We start from the raw sequence: 18309 nt of genomic DNA on the forward strand, positions 1-18309 counted from the left end.
ACCACACCGTTCCACCTCAGCACGAAACCGCAAGGAGATCCCCCCATGAGCACCGCCACCGCAGTCGCGCCCCTGACCACCGAGAACGCCGACCTTCTTGTCGCCGCCGCACACCGGGCCGCCGAGGGGGCCGGGGGGACCGTCAGCGTCACGGTCCTGGATGTCGGAGGCCATCTGCTCGCCTTCCGGCGGGACGACCGAGCCGTGCTGATCTCCGGGGAGACCAGCACTCGCAAGGCCTACACGGCACTCCAGCTCGACGCCCCGACCGCCGATCTCGTCGAGGCCGTACAGCCCGGCGGGCTCTTCCACACCCTGCCCACGGCGCTCGACCGACCGCTGCTGTTCATCGCGGGCGGTGTGCCGATCCACAGGGACGGCCGGTTGATCGGAGCGATCGGTGTCGGCGGCGGCGCGCCGGAGCAGGACCACCGGTTTGCGATGACCGCCATCGAGGCGCTCGCCTGACCGCACCTTGCGATCGATGAGGAAACGCCGGTCCCCCATGGGACCGGCGTTTCTCTGCGCTGCTCCGGTCTGCGGTCGAGCCGCCTCAGCCCGCCGCCACTGTCAGCGGAGCGAAACGCCGGGTCCAGTCGCCCGGCAGCTCCGAGATGCCGTACGTCATGACCGAGTTGAAGGCGACGGAAGCCAGACCGTGCTCCTTCGCCCACGCCAGCAGCTCCTCGTGGCGTACGTCGATGTCGGTGCGCAGTGGGCGGTCGGTGTGGGCGGCGAGAGAGGTGATGAGCGCCTTCGCGGTCTCGGTGTCGCGGGCGATCAGAGGGCCCACGACCTGCGTGTCCATGTTGGGCCAGGCACCCGCGTATCCGATGATCCGCCCGTTCTCCTCGGCGACGCGCAGCTGGTCGGCGAAGGCGGGCAGCCTCGTGATGATGTGCGTGCGATCGGTGCCGAACACCTCCTCGTCGAGCCGCACGATGGCGCCGAGATCCTCAGCGGTGACCGCACGCGTGGCGATCGTGGGCGTCGAGGGGCCTGTGAAGTGTCCGCGCAGCATCTCCGCCCGACCGGTGACCTTGAAGCCGAGTTCTTCGTAGAGCGGCTGTCCGTACGGCGTCGCGTGCAGCGTCAGCGACGTTGTGCCCATCACGTCGACGACGTGACGCATCAGCCGGCGTCCGATGCCCTGGCGGGCATGGCGCTCGGCGACCAGGACCATGCCGATGGCTCCCAGATCGGGCCGCTCCTGCGGTCCGTACTCCGTGACGACGCAGGCGCTGACGAGTCCGCCGGCGGGGTCATCGATGCCGTAGCCCTTCCCGGCTGTGAGGAGGAACCCCCACTTGTGTTCCTCACGGGGCCAACCCCGGTCCTCGGACAAGTCGGCGCAGGCGGTGAGGTCGCGAGGCGTCAGGCGGCGGATGGGCAGAGCGGCGAGGGAAGGAGTCGGCACGCAGGTCAGGCTGTCTGACGACTGCCCTGGTCGTCCACCTGTTTCCAGGGAGACGTACGAGCTTTTGGCCATGTCATGGTCGACCGCACAGCGCGCCGACAGACGCTGGGTGTTTCACGTGAAACGTGGGCGAACGACGAGCGACGAGCGACGAGCGGCGATCCCGTCGGATCGCCGCCCGAAGGATCGAGGGGCACACGCCATTAGCCTCATCTCCCATGGCGAGACTTCACCTTTTCGATCTGGACGGCACTCTCCTGCATGGAACATCCGCGCCCGTGGAGATCTCACGACAGCTCGGGCTGGAGGAAGAGACCGTCACGCTCGACCGGGAGATCTCGGCAGGGCTGATCGGTCCCCCGGAGTACGCGCAGCGGGTGCACGCGCTCTGGGCAGATCTCACCGAGGCCCATGTGGTGGCCGCCTTCGAGGGTGCTCCTTGGCTGGCCCGGATCCGTGAGGTCTGGACGGAGATCAGGGGACAGGGCGACTACTGCGCCGTCGTCTCGCTCTCGCCCTCCTTCTTCGTGGAGCGGCTGACCGGCTGGGGCGCGCACGCGGCGTACGGCTCCCGCTTCCCGGCCGTGCCGTTCACAGAGCCCGTCGACCCGGCCGGAGTTCTCAGCGCCGAGGCAAAGGTTCACATCGCCGATCTGCTCTGTGCGGAGTTCGGGGTGACGCGGGACGAATGCGTTGCCTATGGCGACTCGCTGTCGGACAAGGCGCTGTTCGGAGTCGTCCCGGTATCCGTCGCGGTCAACGCGGACCGGCATCTGGCCGGACTCGCGACGCACTCCTACATGGGGATAGATCTGTGGGAAGCCTATGAACTGGTGCGCAGCGGCCGGTAATCGAAGGAATTGGCTGTTCGCCCCCTCTCCTGTTTCGTGACGAAGGAAGGCGGGACTTGTGATCGGGGCAACGGCCGGTAGGGTCGACTCCGGTTCGTGTCCGAGCTGTGATGCAGGCTCCGGCGCAGGACCGAGCACAAGGCAAAGCAGCCTAATGGGACGGAGAGATCGAAGACCCGCATTCTCGGTTATGGAGCCCGGGCGCCGGCGTGCGATGGGACGCTGCGGTGAGAGCACTGCGGCCAATGTCACACTCTCGCCTTACTTGTCCGTACCGGGTGTGAATGTGGGTTGAATGTGGCCGTATTGGATCGCGGCAGCGAACGGGGATTGCAAGCCGTCACGGGGGAAAGCAGGCACCTTCCGACCGAGGAAGTGCGCAGACCGACCGAAAGATGTTCGAGGCGAGGCACACCATGGACGCTCCGACCACCACGTCGGCCGACAACGGCACTTCCGGCGGCGGGGGCGGCTGGTTCACGCCGCGCAAGCAGCCGGCGACGACTCCGGGCAGCGAACCGGAGACGGCCGAGGGCCAGCGCCTGGCCGCGCTGCGTCCGGTGGGCAGAACAGCGACGGCCGGCGGCGACGGGGCAGCCTCGTCGGCCCCGGACGATGCCCCCGGAGCCGACGACGCTCATCGCGTGAGCGACGGAGCGACGACCCCGCAACGAGGGGCACCGGCCGCGATATCGACCCCCGAACCGCCCCCGTCGGGTCACATACCGCCCACGCCCTCGACGCCCGCATCCGCCCCCGCCCCTACGCCGGGGCAAGTGCCGCACACTCCCGCCCCCGCCCCGATGCCGGTCCTGGCGCCGCAGACTGCCACCGCCGCGGCTCCTGGCCAAGCACCGCAGGCCGCCGCCACCTTGGCCCCTGGCCAGGCGCCTCAGGCCGCACCCGCGCCGCCGAGCTCCCTCGCACAGCCCGCCCCGCACCCGCACGTCCCCACCCAGCGCCCCGCCCCGGCCCAGCCCGCCTCGCCGGACGCCATCCTGATCCGCCGGACGATGGCGGAGGTAGCCCCCGTGGCCGACAAGGTCACGTCGTACTTCTACGCCCTGCTTTTCGTGCGCCACCCCGACCTGCGCTCCCTGTTCCCGGCCGCGATGGACACCCAGCGCGACCGACTGCTCAAGGCCCTGCTCACCGCCGCCGAGCACATCGACAACACGCCGGTTCTCGTCGACTATCTGCAGAACCTCGGCCGCGGACACCGCAAGTACGGCACCCGGCCCGAGCACTACCCGGCCGTCGGCGAGTGCCTCATCGGCGCACTCAGCAAGTACGCCGTCGGCGTCTGGAACGGCGAGATGGAGGCTGCCTGGGTCCGTGCCTACACGACGATCTCGCAGGTCATGATCGACGCGGCGGCGGCAGACGAACTGCGCGCCCCCGCCTGGTGGTACGCGGAGGTCGTGGCGCACGACCTCCGAACGTCGGACGTCGCCGTCATCACCGTCCGCCCCGACCAGCCCTACCCCTTCCTCGCCGGGCAGTACACGAGCCTGGAGACGCCCTGGTGGCCCAGGATCTGGCGGCACTATTCCTTTGCCTCCGCGCCCCGCTCCGACGGCCTGCTGACGTTCCATGTGAAGGCCGTCCCCGCGGGCTGGGTCTCCAACGCGCTGGTGCACCGTGCCCGGCCGGGCGACATCATCCGGCTCGGCCCGCCGGCCGGCTCGATGACCGTGGACCACACCACGGACAGCGGTCTGCTCTGCCTGGGCGGAGGCACCGGCATAGCGCCCATCAAGGCACTGGTCGAGGACGTCGCCGAGCACGGCGAGCGGCGGCCGGTCGAGGTCTTCTACGGCGCCCGCACCGACCAGGACCTGTACGACCTCGACACGATGCTGCGGCTCAAGCAGTCCCACCCGTGGCTGGAGATCCGTCCGGTCGTGGACCGGCACGGCCTGCTCCAGCTTCCCGAAGCCATACGGCAGTACGGGCCCTGGACCGAGTACGACGCCTATGTCTCCGGCCCGCCCGGCATGATCCGCAGCGGTGTCGACGTACTGAGAGACATCGGCATCCCGTCCGAGCGGATACGGCATGACTCGGTGGAGGAGCTCGTCGCCGCGAACTGACCCGTGTGGTCAGCCCAGGTCGGGGGCGTGCATGGCGCGGACGCCCTCGATGTTTCCGTCGAGGTAGTGCCGCAGCGACAGAGGCACGAGATGGACGGAGGCGATCCCGACCCGGGTGAACGGCACCCGCACGATCTCGTACTCGCCGATGGGCTCGTCCACCTCGGGCCCGTGCCGCAAGGACGTGTCTATGGACCCCAGTCGGCAGACGAAGAAGTGCTGCACCTTCACACCGGTCGCTCCGCCGTCCTCGCCGATGTGCTCGACGGTGTCAACGAAACAGGGCACCACATCGGTGATCTTGGCGCCGAGCTCTTCATAGACCTCGCGGTGCAGGGCGTCGACGACGGTCGAGTCCGTCGGCTCGACCCCGCCACCGGGCGTGAGCCAGTAGGGATCCATGCCGGGCTTGGTGCGCTTGATCAGGATCAGGTCGTCGCCATCCAGCAGAACGGCGCGGGCGGTGCGCTTGACCACGGGTCGGACGGTCATGGGAGAAATGTGGCCCGGCTGGTTCCACGTGAAACATCGCGAAACGTCACCGACCGAGCTCATGGCGTGACGGTCTCGAAAGCCCTGCTCAGGCCCGCTGGAACCCCTGCCCCCGACCCCGCGAAGCCACTGCTCACGCCCAGTCCGAAGCCGCTCGCAGCAGCCACTCATGGGCCCGCGCGATATGAGGCATCGCCAGCGTGCCCGTGCGGACCACTAGGAAGTACGTCCGCAGCGGCGGCACCGGCGGATCGTGCAGGGCGACGACCTCGCCGCGCTCCAGCGTGTCCGCGCACAGATAGCGGGGCAGTACCGCCAGCCCCGCCCCCGCGACCGCACAGGCGAGGACCGCGCGCAGATCGGGGACGATCACGGTGCCGGGGGCGGCTGGACGGGAGTCGTAGACCGAGGCCCAGTAGCGGGAGACGAACGGGAGGGACTCGTGTACCTCCACCACCGGGACGTCCTCCAGCGCATGCGCTCCCTTGTGGCGCAGTTGGCCCGCACCGATCCGGTCGACCCAGCGAGGGGAGGCGACAAGGACGTGCTCCTCGTCGCAGAGCGCAGTCGCCGTGAGCAGAGCGCCGCGCGGACGGGCCGTACTGATGGCCAGATCGTGATGCCCGGCGGCCAGCCCCTCCAGGGTCTCCTCGGCGTTGCCGAAGGATGCGCGCAGGGCGAAGCCCTGGCCGTCCTCGCCGGTCAGTTCGGTGAGCGCGGGCAGCGCCCGCTCGGCGGTGAACTCAGGAGGGCCGGCGAGGTGCAGAGATCGTAAGGAGGACTCGTCGTCGAGTCCCGTCTCGGTGATCTCCACCAGGGCGTCGAGATGCGGCGCGGCCTTGTGGGCGAGTTCATCGCCGATGGTCGTGGGCGTCACTCCCCGGGCCTGCCGTAGGAACAGGGGCCGGCCCAACTGTCGCTCCAGGGTGCGGATCTGTGAGGTCACGGCCGGTTGCGACAGTCCGAGCAGCGCGGCGGCGCGGGTGAAGGATCCGGCCCGGTGCACGGTCACAAAGGTGCGCAACAAGGCCAGATCCATGCCTTTACCCTCCCTGTCCCCGCCCTTCTCCCCACCCCCAGGGCAGGGCCCAACTATAAATAAGTCGATAGGTCGCTGTCGCTACTGTGATTGGACACTGACAGAGAGTCAACTAGCCTTGTTCGCGCGGTTCTTCGCGCGCAGAACCGAGGGCGGTCCGAGCCACGAGGGGGGAGGCTCGGACCGCCCGTTCCACGTTTCGGGACACCGACCGAAGCGGGGGAAGCCCCGCTCACTCGGCCGATTCGTCCAGTGCGCGCAGCACGTCCGCCACCAGATCCTCGGGATCCTCGGCGCCGACCGACATGCGGATGAAGCCTTCCGGTACGGCGTCGCCGCCCCAGCGTCCGCGTCGTTCGGCCGTGGACCGGACGCCGCCGAAGCTGGTCGCGTCGTCGACGAGCCGCAGGGCGTCCAGGAACCGTTCGGCACGCGCGCGCGTGGGCAGCGTGAAGGACACCACGCACCCGTGGTGCCGCATCTGCTGCGAGGCGATCTTGTACGAGGGGTCGCCCGGGAGTCCCGGATAGCGCACCCCGAGCTCCTCGGGCCAGTGCCGCAGGGCCTCGGCGACCGCGAGGGCGTTGGCGTTCTGCCGCTCCACGCGCAGGTGGAGCGTGGCGATGGAACGGTGCGCGAGCCAAGCCTCCATGGGGCCCGGAATCGCCCCGGCGATCTTGCGCCAGCGTCGTACGGCGGCCATGGCCTCCGCGTCGCGGCCGGTGACGTATCCCAGCAGTACGTCGCCGTGTCCCGTGAGCTGCTTGGTGCCGCTGGCCACCGAGAAGTCGGCGCCGAGCTCCAGCGGCCGCTGCCCGAGCGGCGTGGCGAGCGTGTTGTCGACGGCGACGAGGGCGCCCCGTGTGTGTGCCGCCGCGACGAGCCGTCGGATGTCGCACACGTCGAGGCCGGGGTTGGATGGCGTTTCGATCCACAGCAGCCGCGCGCCGTCCAGGACGCCGAGCTGGGCGTCCCCGCCGGTCGGTGCCGTGCGCACCTCGATGCCGTACGCCTCCAGCTGCTCGCGCACCAAGGACAGCGCCTGGTAGCCGTCGCTGGGCAGGACGACCGCGTCCCCGGCGCGCAGCCGGGAGAAGAGCACCGAGGAGATGGCGGCCATGCCCGAGGCGAAGACCAGCGTCTCGACGCCGTCCTCCCCCGGCGCCTCCAACTCGCCGATGGCCCGCTCCAGACGGCTCCAGGTCGGGTTCTCGTCACGGCCGTAGGTGTACGGCCCCGTGGGCTCGCCCGGCAGGTGGTAGTGGGCGGCGAACACCGGGCCCGGCAGGGTCGGCTCGTACTTGACCGGCTCGGGCAGGCCGGCCCGCACCGCGCGCGTGCCGTCGCCGGGGGGCCGCCCCTCAGGGCCCGGGTCGCTCATGCCGCCTGCCCCTCCACCTGTTCACGGACCGCCGCGAGCAGCCCCGTGCTCGCCGCCTCCACCATCTCCAGGCACTCCTCGAAGCCGTCCCGGCCGCCGTAGTACGGGTCCGGCACATCGAGGTCGTCGCCGGCCGCGGGGTCGAAGGAGCGCAGCAGCCGCACCTTCGCCGCGTCCTCCGGTGAGGCAGCGAGGCGGCGAAGGGCCTTGAGATGGCCGGAGTCGAGGGCGACGACGAGGTCGACGCGGGCGAACCAGGACGGCTGGAACTGCCGGGCCCTGTGGCCGCTGCCGTAGCCGTGCTCCTCGAGGACGGAGACGGTGCGCGGGTCGGCCGGGTCGCCCTCGTGCCAGCCGCCGGTGCCGGCGCTGTCCACCTCGACCAGGCCGTCGAGCCCGGCCTCCTCGATGCGGGCGCGGAAGACGGACTCGGCCATCGGCGAGCGGCAGATGTTGCCGGTGCAGACGAAGCAGACGCGGTAGGTCATCGGATGCTCAGTCCCCGTCGGGCAGGAGGACGTGCAGGGCCCAGGAGACGATCGAGATGATCAGGCCGCCGAGCACCGCCGTCCAGAAGCCCTCGACATGGAAGCTCAGGTCGAACTTGTCGGCGAGCCACGAGGTCAGCAGCAGCATCAGCGCGTTGACGATCAGTGTGAACAAGCCGAGCGTCAGGATGAGCAGCGGGAGGCTCAGGAGCTTCACTATCGGCTTGACCACGAAGTTCACCAGGCCGAAGATCAGCGCGACGAGGATCAGGGTGCCGACCTTCTTGCCCGTGCTGTCACCGGTCAGGGTGATCTTGTCGAGCAGCCAGACGGCGACCGCCAGGGCGCCCGCGTTGGCGATCGTCTTGACTACGAAATTCTTCATGTGTCTGATCGTGGCAGACGAGCTCGGCCATGAGCACTGGGATGAAGGCGGACAACAGCGATGAAGGCATTCCGGCTGGACGAACTGGAGGCGGAGCGCGCCGCCAATGAGGGCGCCTACCTGCAGTTTCTGCGGGAGCAGAACATGTCGGTCGGCCTGTACGCGCTCAATGCCGGCGAGCACGATCCACAGAAGCCGCACAACCAGGACGAGGTCTACTTCGTTGTGAGCGGCCGCGCCCAGATCACCGTGGGCATGGAGACCACGCAGGTGGCGCGCGGCAGCGTGGTGTACGTACCGGCCGGCGTCGCCCACAAGTTCCACCACATCAGCGAGGACCTGCGGGTGCTCGTGGTGTTCTCTCCACCCGAGAGCTGACCTTCGGCCTCGGGGTTCCCTAGGGGATCGATCAGGGGAGGACAAGGGCTGCGAGGCCCCCGCGGAGGCACCTGCCGGTTCTAGCATCGAGTGCAGGGAATCAGCAGATTCGCGGAATCAGGACCCGGCACAGGACGGGCGGAGAGGTAAGGACGAGGGCGATGCGTGAGATCTTCGCAGGATTGCCGTGGTGGGTGAAGTGGGTCGCGGTGCCGGTCATCGCCCTGGTCGTGTTCGGCGGGCTGATAGCCAGCGTCGTCGGTTTCGTGATCGGACTGCTCTTCAAGCTCCTGGTCTTCGTGGCGCTGGTCGGTGGACTGATCTACGTCGTACGGAAGTTCATGTCGAGCTCTTCGTCCCGCAGCGACTGGTGAGGGCCGTGGGGACCGGTGGGCGGTAACAGGAATCACCGGTTCCCTCGGGCGAGGGAAGTTTCCCGGACAGGGCGTCTGCGGGCGGTGGCGGACCAATAGAGTCCGGAAATCGACGCGGGGAAGACCCCGCGAGCGGCGTACACCCCCACCCGTGTTCCCCAACACGGGCTGCCCCCCTCGCTTCGGGAGTGACCCTTGGCCACGGTAGACACCGCACCCTCAGAACCCCACTCGCCCCCCGGACGGCCCTGTTCCTCCGTGCCCCAGGTGCCGCGGCAGGCCTCCCGGGAACCCTCCGAACAGTCGAACTCCGCGACGCTCATCGGATCCGTCCAGCGCGCCATGCGCCTGCTGGAATGCGTCGCCGGGCACACATACGGCGCCCCGGCCAAGCAACTGGCCCGCGAGACGGGCCTGGCGCTGCCCACGGCCTACCACCTCCTGCGCACGCTGGTGCACGAGGGCTATCTGCGCCGCGACAAGGGCCTGTTCTTCCTCGGCGAGGCAGCCATGCTGCTGAGCAGCAGCGGAGCCGAGCAGAAACGTCGCAGCACCGTCGCCGACGCGCTCGCCCAGTGCCGTGACGCCATCGGGGTCCCCGTCTACTACGCCCAGTACCGCGACGGCGAGATCGAGGTCATGTGCGTCTCCGACACCCCCGGCAATCCGGCGGTCGAGGAATGGGCCGACTTCCGCGAGACCGGCCACGCGCACGCCATCGGGCAGTGTCTGCTGTCCCAGCTCGACGAGGACGCCCGGCGCGATCATCTCGAGCGCCATCCCGTGCAGTCCATCACCCCGTACACGGTCCGCGACAGCCGCACGCTGCTCCGACGTCTCGAACAGATGCGCAGGATGGAGCCGGTGACCGAGCGTCAGGAGTACGCGCTGGGCACGGTGTGCGCGGCGATTCCCATCACGGTGGGTACCACGGCCGCGACGATGGCCATTTCCCTACCCGTCGAACAGGCCGACCGGCTGCTGCCGGCGGCCCGGCAGCTGCAGGACGAGGTCGGGCGGCTCCTGGGGTCACTGGCGATCTCTATCAGCATCTGAAAACTCACTCCTTGTGATCTCTCGTGTACGTTCAGCAAGATTTCATCAGGCTCGGGTTCCGGTCCCGGCCAGTCGAAGGCAAACGACGGGGTAGGCGATGCGCGAGTCCGTACAGGCAGAGGTCATGATGAGCTTTCTCGTGTCCGAGGAGCTCTCCTTCCGCATCCCGGTGGAGTTGCGTTACGAGACCTGTGATCCCTATGCGGTACGGCTGACCTTCCACCTGCCCGGCGATGCTCCGGTGACCTGGGCCTTCGGCCGGGAGCTGCTGGTCGACGGGGTGGGCAGACCGTGCGGGGAGGGTGATGTACGGGTCTCGCCGGCCGGTTCCGAGACGCTGGGCGATGTGTTGATCCGGCTTCAGGTCGGTGCCGACCAGGCGCTGTTCCGCTCCTCTGTGGCGCCGCTGGTGGCCTTCCTGGACCGCACCGACAAGCTGGTGCCGCTCGGGCAGGAGGGAGCGCTCGCCGACTTCGACGCCCACCTCGACGAGGCCCTGGACCGCATCCTGGCGGAGGAGCAGAGCGCCGGCTGAAGCGTTACTCCGGTGAGAGCAGGGTGGCGTAACGCTTCAGCGGCGCACAAGGGGCGTGTGGGAGCGCTTCCTTTGCGCCGGGTGTGATGCGCGCTCCGCCGGATGGGCGAAGTCGGCCGGACCGGATCGGCGCCCTTCGGCGCCTTTGGCAGCCGGCGTCGCCACCGTCCGCCCTCGCGTCGGCATTGCTTTGGCCGCTGCCACCGCTTCTCCTGTCGACTCCACTGTCGACTTCGCTGTCGACTTCGCGTCACGGTTTCCGGTGGCGCCCCCGCGTCACCGCTTCCGCCGTCGCCCTCGCCCGCCGCGTGCCGCCGGGCCCGGCTGGGCGCCCGCCGTACCCGGCTGGGCACCGACCGGCACCGCGCCCTTCTCCGGCCGGTCGGCCGAGACCACCAGAGCCGCGAGGGCCGTGGTGACCGGCACCGACGCGACCAGGCCGATAGAGCCCACCAGAGTGCGCACGATCTCCTCCGCGACCAACTCGCTGTTCGCGACCGTGCCGACGCTGCTCTGCGCGATCGAGAAGAGCAGCAGCAGCGGCAGCGCGGCACCGGCGTAGGCGAGGACGAGCGTGTTGACGACGGACGCGATGTGGTCGCGGCCGATGCGGATGCCTGCCCGGTACAGCCCGCGCCAGCCCATCGTCGGATTGGCCTCGTGCAGCTCCCAGACCGCGGACGTCTGGGTGACCGTCACATCGTCGAGGACACCCAGTGAGCCGATGATGATGCCGGCGAGCAGCAGACCGCTCATGTCGATCGACGGATACAGCCCGTGGATGAGGCCGGTGTTGTCGTCGGTGTTGCCGGTGAGCGCGGCCCAGTCGATGAACACCGAGCCGAGGATGCCGATCAGCAGCAGCGAGATCAGCGTGCCGAGTACCGCGACCGATGTCCGGGCGGAGAGACCGTGGCACAGATAGAGGGCCATCAGCATGATGGCGCTGGACCCCACCACCGCCACGACCAGCGGGTTCGAGCCCTGCAGAATCGCGGGCAGGATGAAGAAGTTGAGCACCAGGAAGCTGATGGCCAGCGAGATCAGCGCCATCACACCCCGCAGCCGCCCGACGACCACGACGGCGAGTGCGAAGATGCCGGCGAGCACCGACAACGGGACACGCCGGTTCACGTCGGTGACCGAGTACTGCAGGTCCTTGGGCGCGGAGGGCTCGTAGGCGACCACGACCTCCTGGCCCTCGTGCAGCTGCCGTGACTGGTCGGGCTGCACGATCTCCGTGAACGTACGGCCCTTGTCCTTGCCGGTGTCGACGCGGATCGTCGCCTTCTTGCAGGTGCCGTTCTCCTGCTGCACCGCGGAGGACCCCTCGGCGGTGGAGGTGTCCCCGGTCGGCGGCACTCCCGAGGCGTTGACGTCCTTGCAGCTCAGCTCGACCACCTTGGTGACCGTGGCCTGCTGTGTCTGCCGGTCGAAGCCGACCCCGGTGCGCTCGTGCGGCGGGGCGCCGCCCGGCCACAGCACCGCGAGCCCCACCACCACCGCCGCGGCGAACGGGATCAGGACCGCCGCGATGACCTTGCGCAGATGCTGGGAGACGGGGGCCGCCGGACCGTGGGCGTGGCTGTGCGAGTGCCCGTGCCCAGGCCCCTCACCGTCACCACCGCCCCGCCACCCGCCGGATCCGGGGCCGTGACCATGACCACCGCCGGAGTCGGGACCGGGCCCATCGCCCTGGCCGGCCCCCTGGCCCGATGCGCCGCCCGACTCGGCACCGCGACCGTGCGGACCAGCCGGGCCGGGTCCGTGCTCGTGCCCGCCGCCGACGCCGCTCGCGCGCTCCTGCATGCCGCCGGGCCTGGGGCCGGGTTCATGCCAGTCGCCGGCCCCGCCCCGGGGCTGAGGCATCCCGCCGGTTCCGGTGTCGTGCTCGCCCCAGCCGCCGGTTCCCGCCGTGAGATCGTCGTGGCCGCCCGTGGAACCACGGCCGTATCCACCGTCGTATCTGCCTCCGGGAACCCCTGAACCCCGGCCGTCCGCACGGCCGTTGCCACGCGCGGGACCGTTTCCGGGGCCGCTTCCGGAGCCCGAGCCGCGGGGCGGCTCGGGCGGTGGGTACGGAGGTTCATGCGTCGAGGTCACCGACCGATCATCGCAAGAACGACCGGGGCCCTCTGTTCACCGCGCCCGAATTGACGCTAGCGTGGAGCCACCTTTGTACACGCGGGAGCTCGGAGCACCGGGCTGAGAGGGCGCTGACCTCCGTCCCAGCGATGTTTCACATGAAACATCACCCATCTCGAGTGATGTTTCACACGAAACGTCGGCAGACGGATACGGCTGCGTCGACCGCCGAACCTGTTACCGGGTAATGCCGGCGTAGGGAGTAGGTCTTATGACCATCAAGGACGCGCGCACGCCTGCCTCCAACCAGGACGAACAGCCCATTCAGGGCGAACCGTCTCCGGAGGCCGGGAAGTCCATCGGCTGGCACAAGGCATACGTCGAGGGCTCACGCCCCGATCTGCGAGTGCCGGTCCGCCAGGTGCACCTCACCAACGGGCAGTCGGTCACGCTGTACGACACGTCGGGCCCGTACACCGATCCACTCGCCGATACCGACGTCCGCAGGGGGCTGGCTCCGCTGCGGGAGAACTGGATCATCGCCCGCGGCGACACCGAGGAGTACGCGGGCCGTCCCGTCCGACCCGAGGACGACGGCATCAAGCACACCTCGCCGCGTGGCGGCCTGCGCAACCTCGACGCGGTCTTCCCCGGACGGCCGCGCCAGCCGCGCCGGAGCCGGGACGGCGAGGCGGTCACGCAGCTCGCCTACGCGCGCCGGGGCGAGATCACACCCGAGATGGAGTTCGTGGCCATCCGGGAGAACGTTTCTCCCGAAGTGGTCCGCGAGGAGATCGCCGCGGGCCGGGCGGTGCTGCCCGCCAACGTCAACCACCCGGAGATCGAGCCGATGATCATCGGCAAGCGGTTCCTGGTGAAGGTCAACGCCAACATCGGCAACTCCGCGGTCACCTCCTCCATCGAGGAGGAGGTCGAGAAGATGACCTGGGCGACCCGCTGGGGCGCTGACACGGTCATGGACCTGTCGACCGGCCGCAACATCCACACCACCCGTGAATGGGTGCTGCGCAACTCCCCCGTGCCCATCGGCACGGTGCCGCTCTACCAGGCGCTGGAGAAGGTCGACGGCCGCGCCGAGGAGCTGACCTGGGAGATCTACAAGGACACGGTCATCGAGCAGGCCGAGCAGGGCGTGGACTACATGACGGTCCACGCGGGCGTGCGCCTTCCGTACGTACCGCTCACCGCGAACCGCAAGACCGGCATCGTCTCGCGCGGCGGCTCGATCATGGCGGCGTGGTGCCTGGCGCACCACAAGGAGTCGTTCCTCTACGAGAACTTCGAGGAACTCTGCGAAATCCTCGCCGCGTACGACGTCACGTACTCGCTGGGCGACGGCCTGAGGCCCGGCTCGATCGCGGACGCCAACGACGAGGCGCAGTTCGCCGAACTCCGCACACTCGGGGAACTCAACCAGATCGCGAAGCGTTTCAACGTACAGACCATGATCGAGGGCCCGGGACACGTCCCGATGCACAAGATCAAGGAGAACATCGACCTTCAGCAGGAGATCTGCGATGAAGCTCCGTTCTATACGCTCGGCCCGCTGACCACCGACGTCGCACCGGCGTACGACCACATCACCTCCGGCATCGGTGCCGCGATGATCGCCTGGTGGGGCACGGCGATGCTCTGCTACGTCACCCCCAAGGAGCACCTGGGCCTGCCCAACCGAGACGACGTCAAGACCGGCGTCATCACCTACAAGATCGCCGCCCATGCGGCCGATCTGGCCAAGGGGCATCCCGGCGCGCAGGAGTGGGACGACGCACTGTCCGACGCCCGCTTCGAGTTCCGGTGGGAGGACCAGTTCAACCTCGCCCTGGACCCGGACACGGCACGGGAGTTCCACGACGAGACCCTCCCGGCGGAGCCCGCCAAGACGGCCCACTTCTGCTCCATGTGCGGGCCGAAGTTCTGCTCGATGAAGATCTCCCAGGACATTCGCCGTCGGCACGGCGACAGTCAGGCGGAGATCGAGGAGGGCATGGCTCAGAAGTCGAAGGAGTTCGCGGCGGCGGGCAACCGGGTGTACCTGCCGATCGCGGACTGACGTCGACGTCCTGACCCAGGGCGCCATGCCCCGCTGCCGGGCATGCTGTTCGGCTTGCGCCTCCCCGAGGAGATCTCCCCGGGGGCTCCGTCGAGGAGAGGGTCCCCGGTGGGGGCCTTCTCACGGCGGGGGCGCAAGCCGAGGGGCTACTCCGGCTTGTGGTCCGGCCCCCCGAAGTCCGGGCTCGTGTAGTCCGGACTGCTGAAGCTCGGACGCGAGCCGGTGGGGGGTCCGTCGTCCGGGCTGCTGAAGCCCGGGCGGCCGTAGCCGAGGTTCGGCATCCGGCCCGCCGGTGTCGACGGTGGTGTGCGGTGCAGGACCGCCGCCGTGCCGGGTTCGGCGAGTGCCTCCCGTAGGAAGGGCAGGATGCCGCGCTCCAGCAGGGCCTCGCGCCAGGCTTCCCTGGCCCGGGCCACTTCCTCGCTCAGCTCGCCGTACGGCCCGGAGACGAAGGCCGGCCGGTTGCGCAGAGCGGTGAGCAGAAGCCCGACGGCGGCGACCAGGATCGCTGCCGCCGCGATGGCGCCGAACACCCATCCGGTGGTGAGCATCGTCTGGGCGAACGCCGGCTCGGGGTTGAACATCTTCAGGATGTAGCCGACGAGCAGGAAGATCGCCGCGGCGGTGCCGGCGAGGACGGGTGCCAGGACGGCGACCACGGCGACGACACCGGGGCCGGCTGTCTCGGCGACTTCTCCCATGGTGGTGGCGAGCCCCATCGCGCCCGTGCCCGACTCGGTGGAGCCGGAGTCGCGGGTGGACGACGGGGTGGACGGCGCCGGTTGGCGCAGTTCCTCGCGGACCTTCACGTAGTGCTGGTACTCGGTCGCCGCGGCCGCCGTGATGAGTGCGGTGGCGTTCAGCGCCATGGTGCGCAGCTGTTCGGGGTTGAGCCGCTGTCCTACCGCGGCCAGTTCCGGGCGGTGTGGTGCGGAGCGCAGCGCCTCATCGAGGATCCGCTCGTATTCCTGGCGGTCCTCACTGTGCAGGTGCTGCGGAACGCTGTTCATGTGCATCCCCCGATGCTCCGTAGGGCTTGGGGCTCGCATGCCAACGAGCCGTCGGGCAGAAACGGAGGGGAGCCTGCTACGGATAAGGCGATGGTAGAGCGGTGACGGCACACGGTGACAGGGGGTTTGCCAAAATTGGGCCCTGGCCTGCGCCGTCCTCCGTCCCTGCGTGGTGGGGGGACGTCTGCCCGGTGAACGTTCAGATATCCAGGGGAAGTTGCTGGACCAGCAGCTTTCCGGCCATGGTCACGCCGCCGTCCATCGCGATGGCGAGGCCCTCGGCGTAGACGTGCGGTCCCTCGACCACGGGGTCGTTGCCGTCCTCGTCGTCCTCGGAGCCGACCTCGCCCAGCAGATACGGAATGGGGCTGTGGCCGTGAACGATGCGGGTGCCGCCGTACGTATCGAGCAGGGAGCGCACATGGTCCGCGCCGCCCTCGTCGCGGAAGGAGAAACGCTTGGTGAACTTGCGGAACAGGTCCCAGACCTCGTCGGCGTCATTGCGCGTGAGCGTCTCGCGGACGGTGTCGTTGACCGCTTCGATCGAGTCGCCGTAGTCGAGATAGGCGGTGGTGTCCGAGTGCACGAGCAGATGGCCGTCGACCGCTTCCATGGCGTCCAGCCGGGACATCCACTGCAGATGGTGGTCCTGGAGACGGTCCATGTCGGTCTTCTGGCCACCGTTGAGGAGCCAGGCCGCCTGGAAGGTGGCGGTGCCCGCGCCGGAGTTGACGGGGGTGTCGCCGAACCGCTTGGCGCCGATCAGCAGCAGCTCGTGATTGCCCATCAGGGCCTTGCAGTAGCCGCCGGCCGCGGCGGCCTCGGCGGACAGCCGCATCACGAGGTCGATGACGCCGATGCCGTCCGGGCCGCGGTCGGTGAAGTCGCCGAGGAACCACAGCCGGGCGGTGCCCGCGGACCAGTTCCCCGCCGAGTCGATGAGGCCCTTCTCCTGGAGTGCGGCCACCAGCTCGTCGAGATAGCCGTGCACATCACCGACGACGAACAGCGGGCCGGGGCCGGCCGTGGACTGCGGGGTCGGCAGGGCGGCGGGGTCGACGGCCACCTGCACGGTGTCGCCGCGGTTGATCACCGGCAGGTCGCGCTCGGTGGGCGTGTACCCCTCGGGGTAGGTCTCGTCGAGGGACGGGGCGACCTCACCCGGGTGTGTGCTGTGGGCATACGGACCGGCCTCGTGGACGTACGCGGGCACCCGGAAGTCGCGCAACGTCGCCGTGCGCTCCACCTCGGGTCCCTGACCGGCCCCCTGAGTCATCAGACCCCTCCACCATCGCGCCGCATCTGCACCGCATCGGACTGCCTGGTCGCAGCGGCCCGCGGGTGTCGTGGGCCCATCATAGGAATGCCGATCGCGCCATGTGATGACCCAGGGGTGGTGAATCGGAGCAGGACTCCTGTTCACCGCGGCTTTCGCCCCGATTGGGCAGGGCTTCGACCACTCGACGAGCGCGCTCGGCGCGTTCCCCCGACCTGCTCGCGCCGTGCCTCGGCGTGCTCCTACCGGTCCTCGGGGGACCGGGGCGGGCTGACCGTGGTACGCGGCGGACGTCGCTGGGACGAGGTACGCACGATCAGTTCGGTCGGTATCACCTGCTCGACCGTCTGCTCCGACTCCAGCCCCTCGATGGCGTCGATGAGGAGCTGGACCACCGCTGTGCCGATGCGGCGTGGCTTCAGGGAGAGCGTGGTGATGGGCGGCTCGGTGTTGGCGTACACCGTCGACTCGCTGCAGCACACCAGAAGCAGGTCGTCCGGTACGCGCAGACCGTAGCGGCGGGCGGCGGCGAGCAGGTCGGTGCCGTTCGGGTCGAACAGCCCGTAGACCGCGTCGGGCCGGTCGGGGCGGGCGAGCAGCCGGTCGGCGGCGACGGCGCCCGCGCACGGGTCGTGCGCCGGGTAGGCCTCGTACACCGGGTCCTGGCCGACGCGCTCGCACCAGCGCAGGTACGCGGTGGTCGACAGATGGGTGTACGTGTCCGTCGTGGTGCCCGTGAGCAGGCCGATCCGGCGGGCGCCCGCGTCGGCGAGGTGGTCGAGGATGCCGAGTACGGCGGCCTCGTGGTCGTTGTCGACCCAGGCGGTGACCGGGAGCGAGCCGGCGGGGCGGCCGTCGGAGACGACCGGGAGGCCCTGTCTGACCAGTTCGCTGACGACCGGGTCCTGGTCGGACGGGTCGATGACGACGGTGCCGTCGAGGGCGACGTTGGACCAGACGTCGTGGCGCGAGGTCGCGGGGAGGATCACGAGGGCGTAGCCGCGGGCGAGCGCGGCCGAGGTGGCGGCGCGGGCCATCTCGGCGAAGTACGCGAACTCGGTGAAGGTGAAAGGTTCATCCCCATAGGTCGTCACGGTCAGGCCGATGAGTCCCGACTTGCCGGTACGGAGTGTTCTGGCGGCGGCCGACGGCCGGTAGCCCAGCCGGTCGGCGACCTCGCGGACATGGCGTCGGGTGGCGTCGGGGAGCCGGCCCTTGCCGTTGAGGGCGTCGGAGACGGTCGTGATGGAGACCCCGGCGGCGGCCGCCACGTCTCTGATGCCCGCCCGACCGGGCCGACTTCCTCGACGTGAGGTTTCCGCGCGGCTCACCTGGTGCTTCCCTGCTGCTGTCATGGCGAGCCGATAGTAGGGCT

Annotated in this window: 18 protein-coding genes; 8 read left to right on the forward strand and 10 right to left on the reverse strand. The window is 69.5% G+C overall.

Annotation, left to right across the window (positions count from 1 at the left end; genetic code table 11):
- Positions 1–45 precede the first annotated feature (45 nt).
- On the forward strand, positions 46–468 hold the full coding sequence (locus IM697_RS01310) for a GlcG/HbpS family heme-binding protein (RefSeq protein WP_194043879.1): 423 nt from the start codon (positions 46–48) through the stop codon (positions 466–468).
- A gap of 85 nt (positions 469–553) precedes the next feature.
- On the opposite strand, the gene IM697_RS01315 is transcribed toward IM697_RS01310, so the two are convergent.
- The gene (locus IM697_RS01315) at positions 554–1417 is read right to left on the reverse strand and encodes a GNAT family N-acetyltransferase (protein WP_194043880.1); all 864 of its coding nucleotides are present in this window, start codon (positions 1415–1417) and stop codon (positions 554–556) included.
- Positions 1418–1635: 218 nt separating this feature from the next.
- Between IM697_RS01315 and IM697_RS01320 the strand changes: the two genes are divergently transcribed.
- Both IM697_RS01320 and IM697_RS01325 read left to right on the forward strand, forming a co-directional pair.
- Positions 1636–2268 (forward strand): HAD family hydrolase, encoded by a 633-nt coding sequence (locus tag IM697_RS01320; RefSeq protein WP_194043881.1) that lies wholly within the window; start codon positions 1636–1638, stop codon positions 2266–2268.
- 416 nt (positions 2269–2684) lie between these two features.
- On the forward strand, positions 2685–4361 hold the full coding sequence (locus IM697_RS01325; RefSeq protein ID WP_194043882.1) for a globin domain-containing protein: 1677 nt from the start codon (positions 2685–2687) through the stop codon (positions 4359–4361).
- Positions 4362–4370: 9 nt separating this feature from the next.
- Here the strand turns inward: IM697_RS01325 and IM697_RS01330 are convergent, their stop codons facing one another.
- The 5 genes from IM697_RS01330 to IM697_RS01350 all read right to left on the reverse strand — a co-directional run bounded on the left by IM697_RS01330 (position 4371) and on the right by IM697_RS01350 (position 8146).
- Entirely contained in the window at positions 4371–4853 is a 483-nt protein-coding gene (locus IM697_RS01330; protein WP_194043883.1) for an NUDIX domain-containing protein, read from the reverse strand.
- 133 nt (positions 4854–4986) lie between these two features.
- Positions 4987–5892 carry a LysR family transcriptional regulator gene (locus tag IM697_RS01335; protein ID WP_194043884.1) on the reverse strand — a complete coding sequence of 302 codons (906 nt, stop codon included), beginning with the start codon at positions 5890–5892 and terminating at the stop codon, positions 4987–4989.
- Between the two features lie 232 nt (positions 5893–6124).
- A complete protein-coding gene (locus IM697_RS01340) occupies positions 6125–7273 on the reverse strand; it encodes a cystathionine gamma-lyase (protein WP_194043885.1) in 1149 nt (382 codons plus the stop codon).
- Complete coding sequence (locus tag IM697_RS01345; protein WP_194043887.1) at positions 7270–7761, reverse strand: low molecular weight protein-tyrosine-phosphatase; 492 nt, start codon at positions 7759–7761, stop codon at positions 7270–7272. Before IM697_RS01345 ends, IM697_RS01340 begins: the two co-directional genes overlap by 4 nt.
- Before the next feature lie 7 nt (positions 7762–7768).
- Complete coding sequence (locus IM697_RS01350) at positions 7769–8146, reverse strand: phage holin family protein (protein ID WP_194043889.1); 378 nt, start codon at positions 8144–8146, stop codon at positions 7769–7771.
- 60 nt (positions 8147–8206) lie between these two features.
- On the opposite strand from IM697_RS01350, the gene IM697_RS01355 reads away from it, so the two are divergent.
- From IM697_RS01355 to IM697_RS01370, 4 genes are all read left to right on the forward strand, one after another.
- Positions 8207–8524, forward strand: a complete 318-nt coding sequence (locus IM697_RS01355; protein WP_194043891.1) for a cupin domain-containing protein — start codon at positions 8207–8209, stop codon at positions 8522–8524.
- A gap of 161 nt (positions 8525–8685) precedes the next feature.
- Entirely contained in the window at positions 8686–8898 is a 213-nt protein-coding gene (locus IM697_RS01360; RefSeq protein WP_079661208.1) for a DUF5326 family protein, read from the forward strand.
- A gap of 342 nt (positions 8899–9240) precedes the next feature.
- Positions 9241–9954 (forward strand): IclR family transcriptional regulator, encoded by a 714-nt coding sequence (locus IM697_RS01365; RefSeq protein ID WP_194049538.1) that lies wholly within the window; start codon positions 9241–9243, stop codon positions 9952–9954.
- A 97-nt stretch (positions 9955–10051) separates the two neighbouring features.
- Positions 10052–10489 (forward strand): SsgA family sporulation/cell division regulator, encoded by a 438-nt coding sequence (locus IM697_RS01370; protein ID WP_062707976.1) that lies wholly within the window; start codon positions 10052–10054, stop codon positions 10487–10489.
- Between the two features lie 276 nt (positions 10490–10765).
- On the opposite strand, the gene IM697_RS01375 is transcribed toward IM697_RS01370, so the two are convergent.
- Positions 10766–12298: a YibE/F family protein gene (locus IM697_RS01375; RefSeq protein WP_194043893.1), complete on the reverse strand. Its 1533-nt coding sequence runs from the start codon at positions 12296–12298 to the stop codon at positions 10766–10768.
- Between the two features lie 547 nt (positions 12299–12845).
- Here IM697_RS01375 and thiC point away from each other — a divergent pair.
- Positions 12846–14648, forward strand: coding sequence for a phosphomethylpyrimidine synthase ThiC (gene thiC / locus IM697_RS01380; RefSeq protein ID WP_228044456.1), 1803 nt, complete (start codon positions 12846–12848; stop codon positions 14646–14648).
- Between the two features lie 146 nt (positions 14649–14794).
- On the opposite strand, the gene IM697_RS01385 is transcribed toward thiC, so the two are convergent.
- From IM697_RS01385 to IM697_RS01395, 3 genes are all read right to left on the reverse strand, one after another.
- The gene (locus IM697_RS01385; RefSeq protein ID WP_194043895.1) at positions 14795–15664 is read right to left on the reverse strand and encodes a hypothetical protein; all 870 of its coding nucleotides are present in this window, start codon (positions 15662–15664) and stop codon (positions 14795–14797) included.
- A 193-nt stretch (positions 15665–15857) separates the two neighbouring features.
- Positions 15858–16934 (reverse strand): metallophosphoesterase, encoded by a 1077-nt coding sequence (locus tag IM697_RS01390; protein WP_194043897.1) that lies wholly within the window; start codon positions 16932–16934, stop codon positions 15858–15860.
- A gap of 242 nt (positions 16935–17176) precedes the next feature.
- Positions 17177–18289: a LacI family DNA-binding transcriptional regulator gene (locus tag IM697_RS01395; RefSeq protein ID WP_194043899.1), complete on the reverse strand. Its 1113-nt coding sequence runs from the start codon at positions 18287–18289 to the stop codon at positions 17177–17179.
- Positions 18290–18309 lie beyond the last annotated feature (20 nt).

Source organism: Streptomyces ferrugineus (assembly GCF_015160855.1).
Classification (GTDB): Bacteria; Actinomycetota; Actinomycetes; order Streptomycetales; family Streptomycetaceae; genus Streptomyces; species Streptomyces ferrugineus.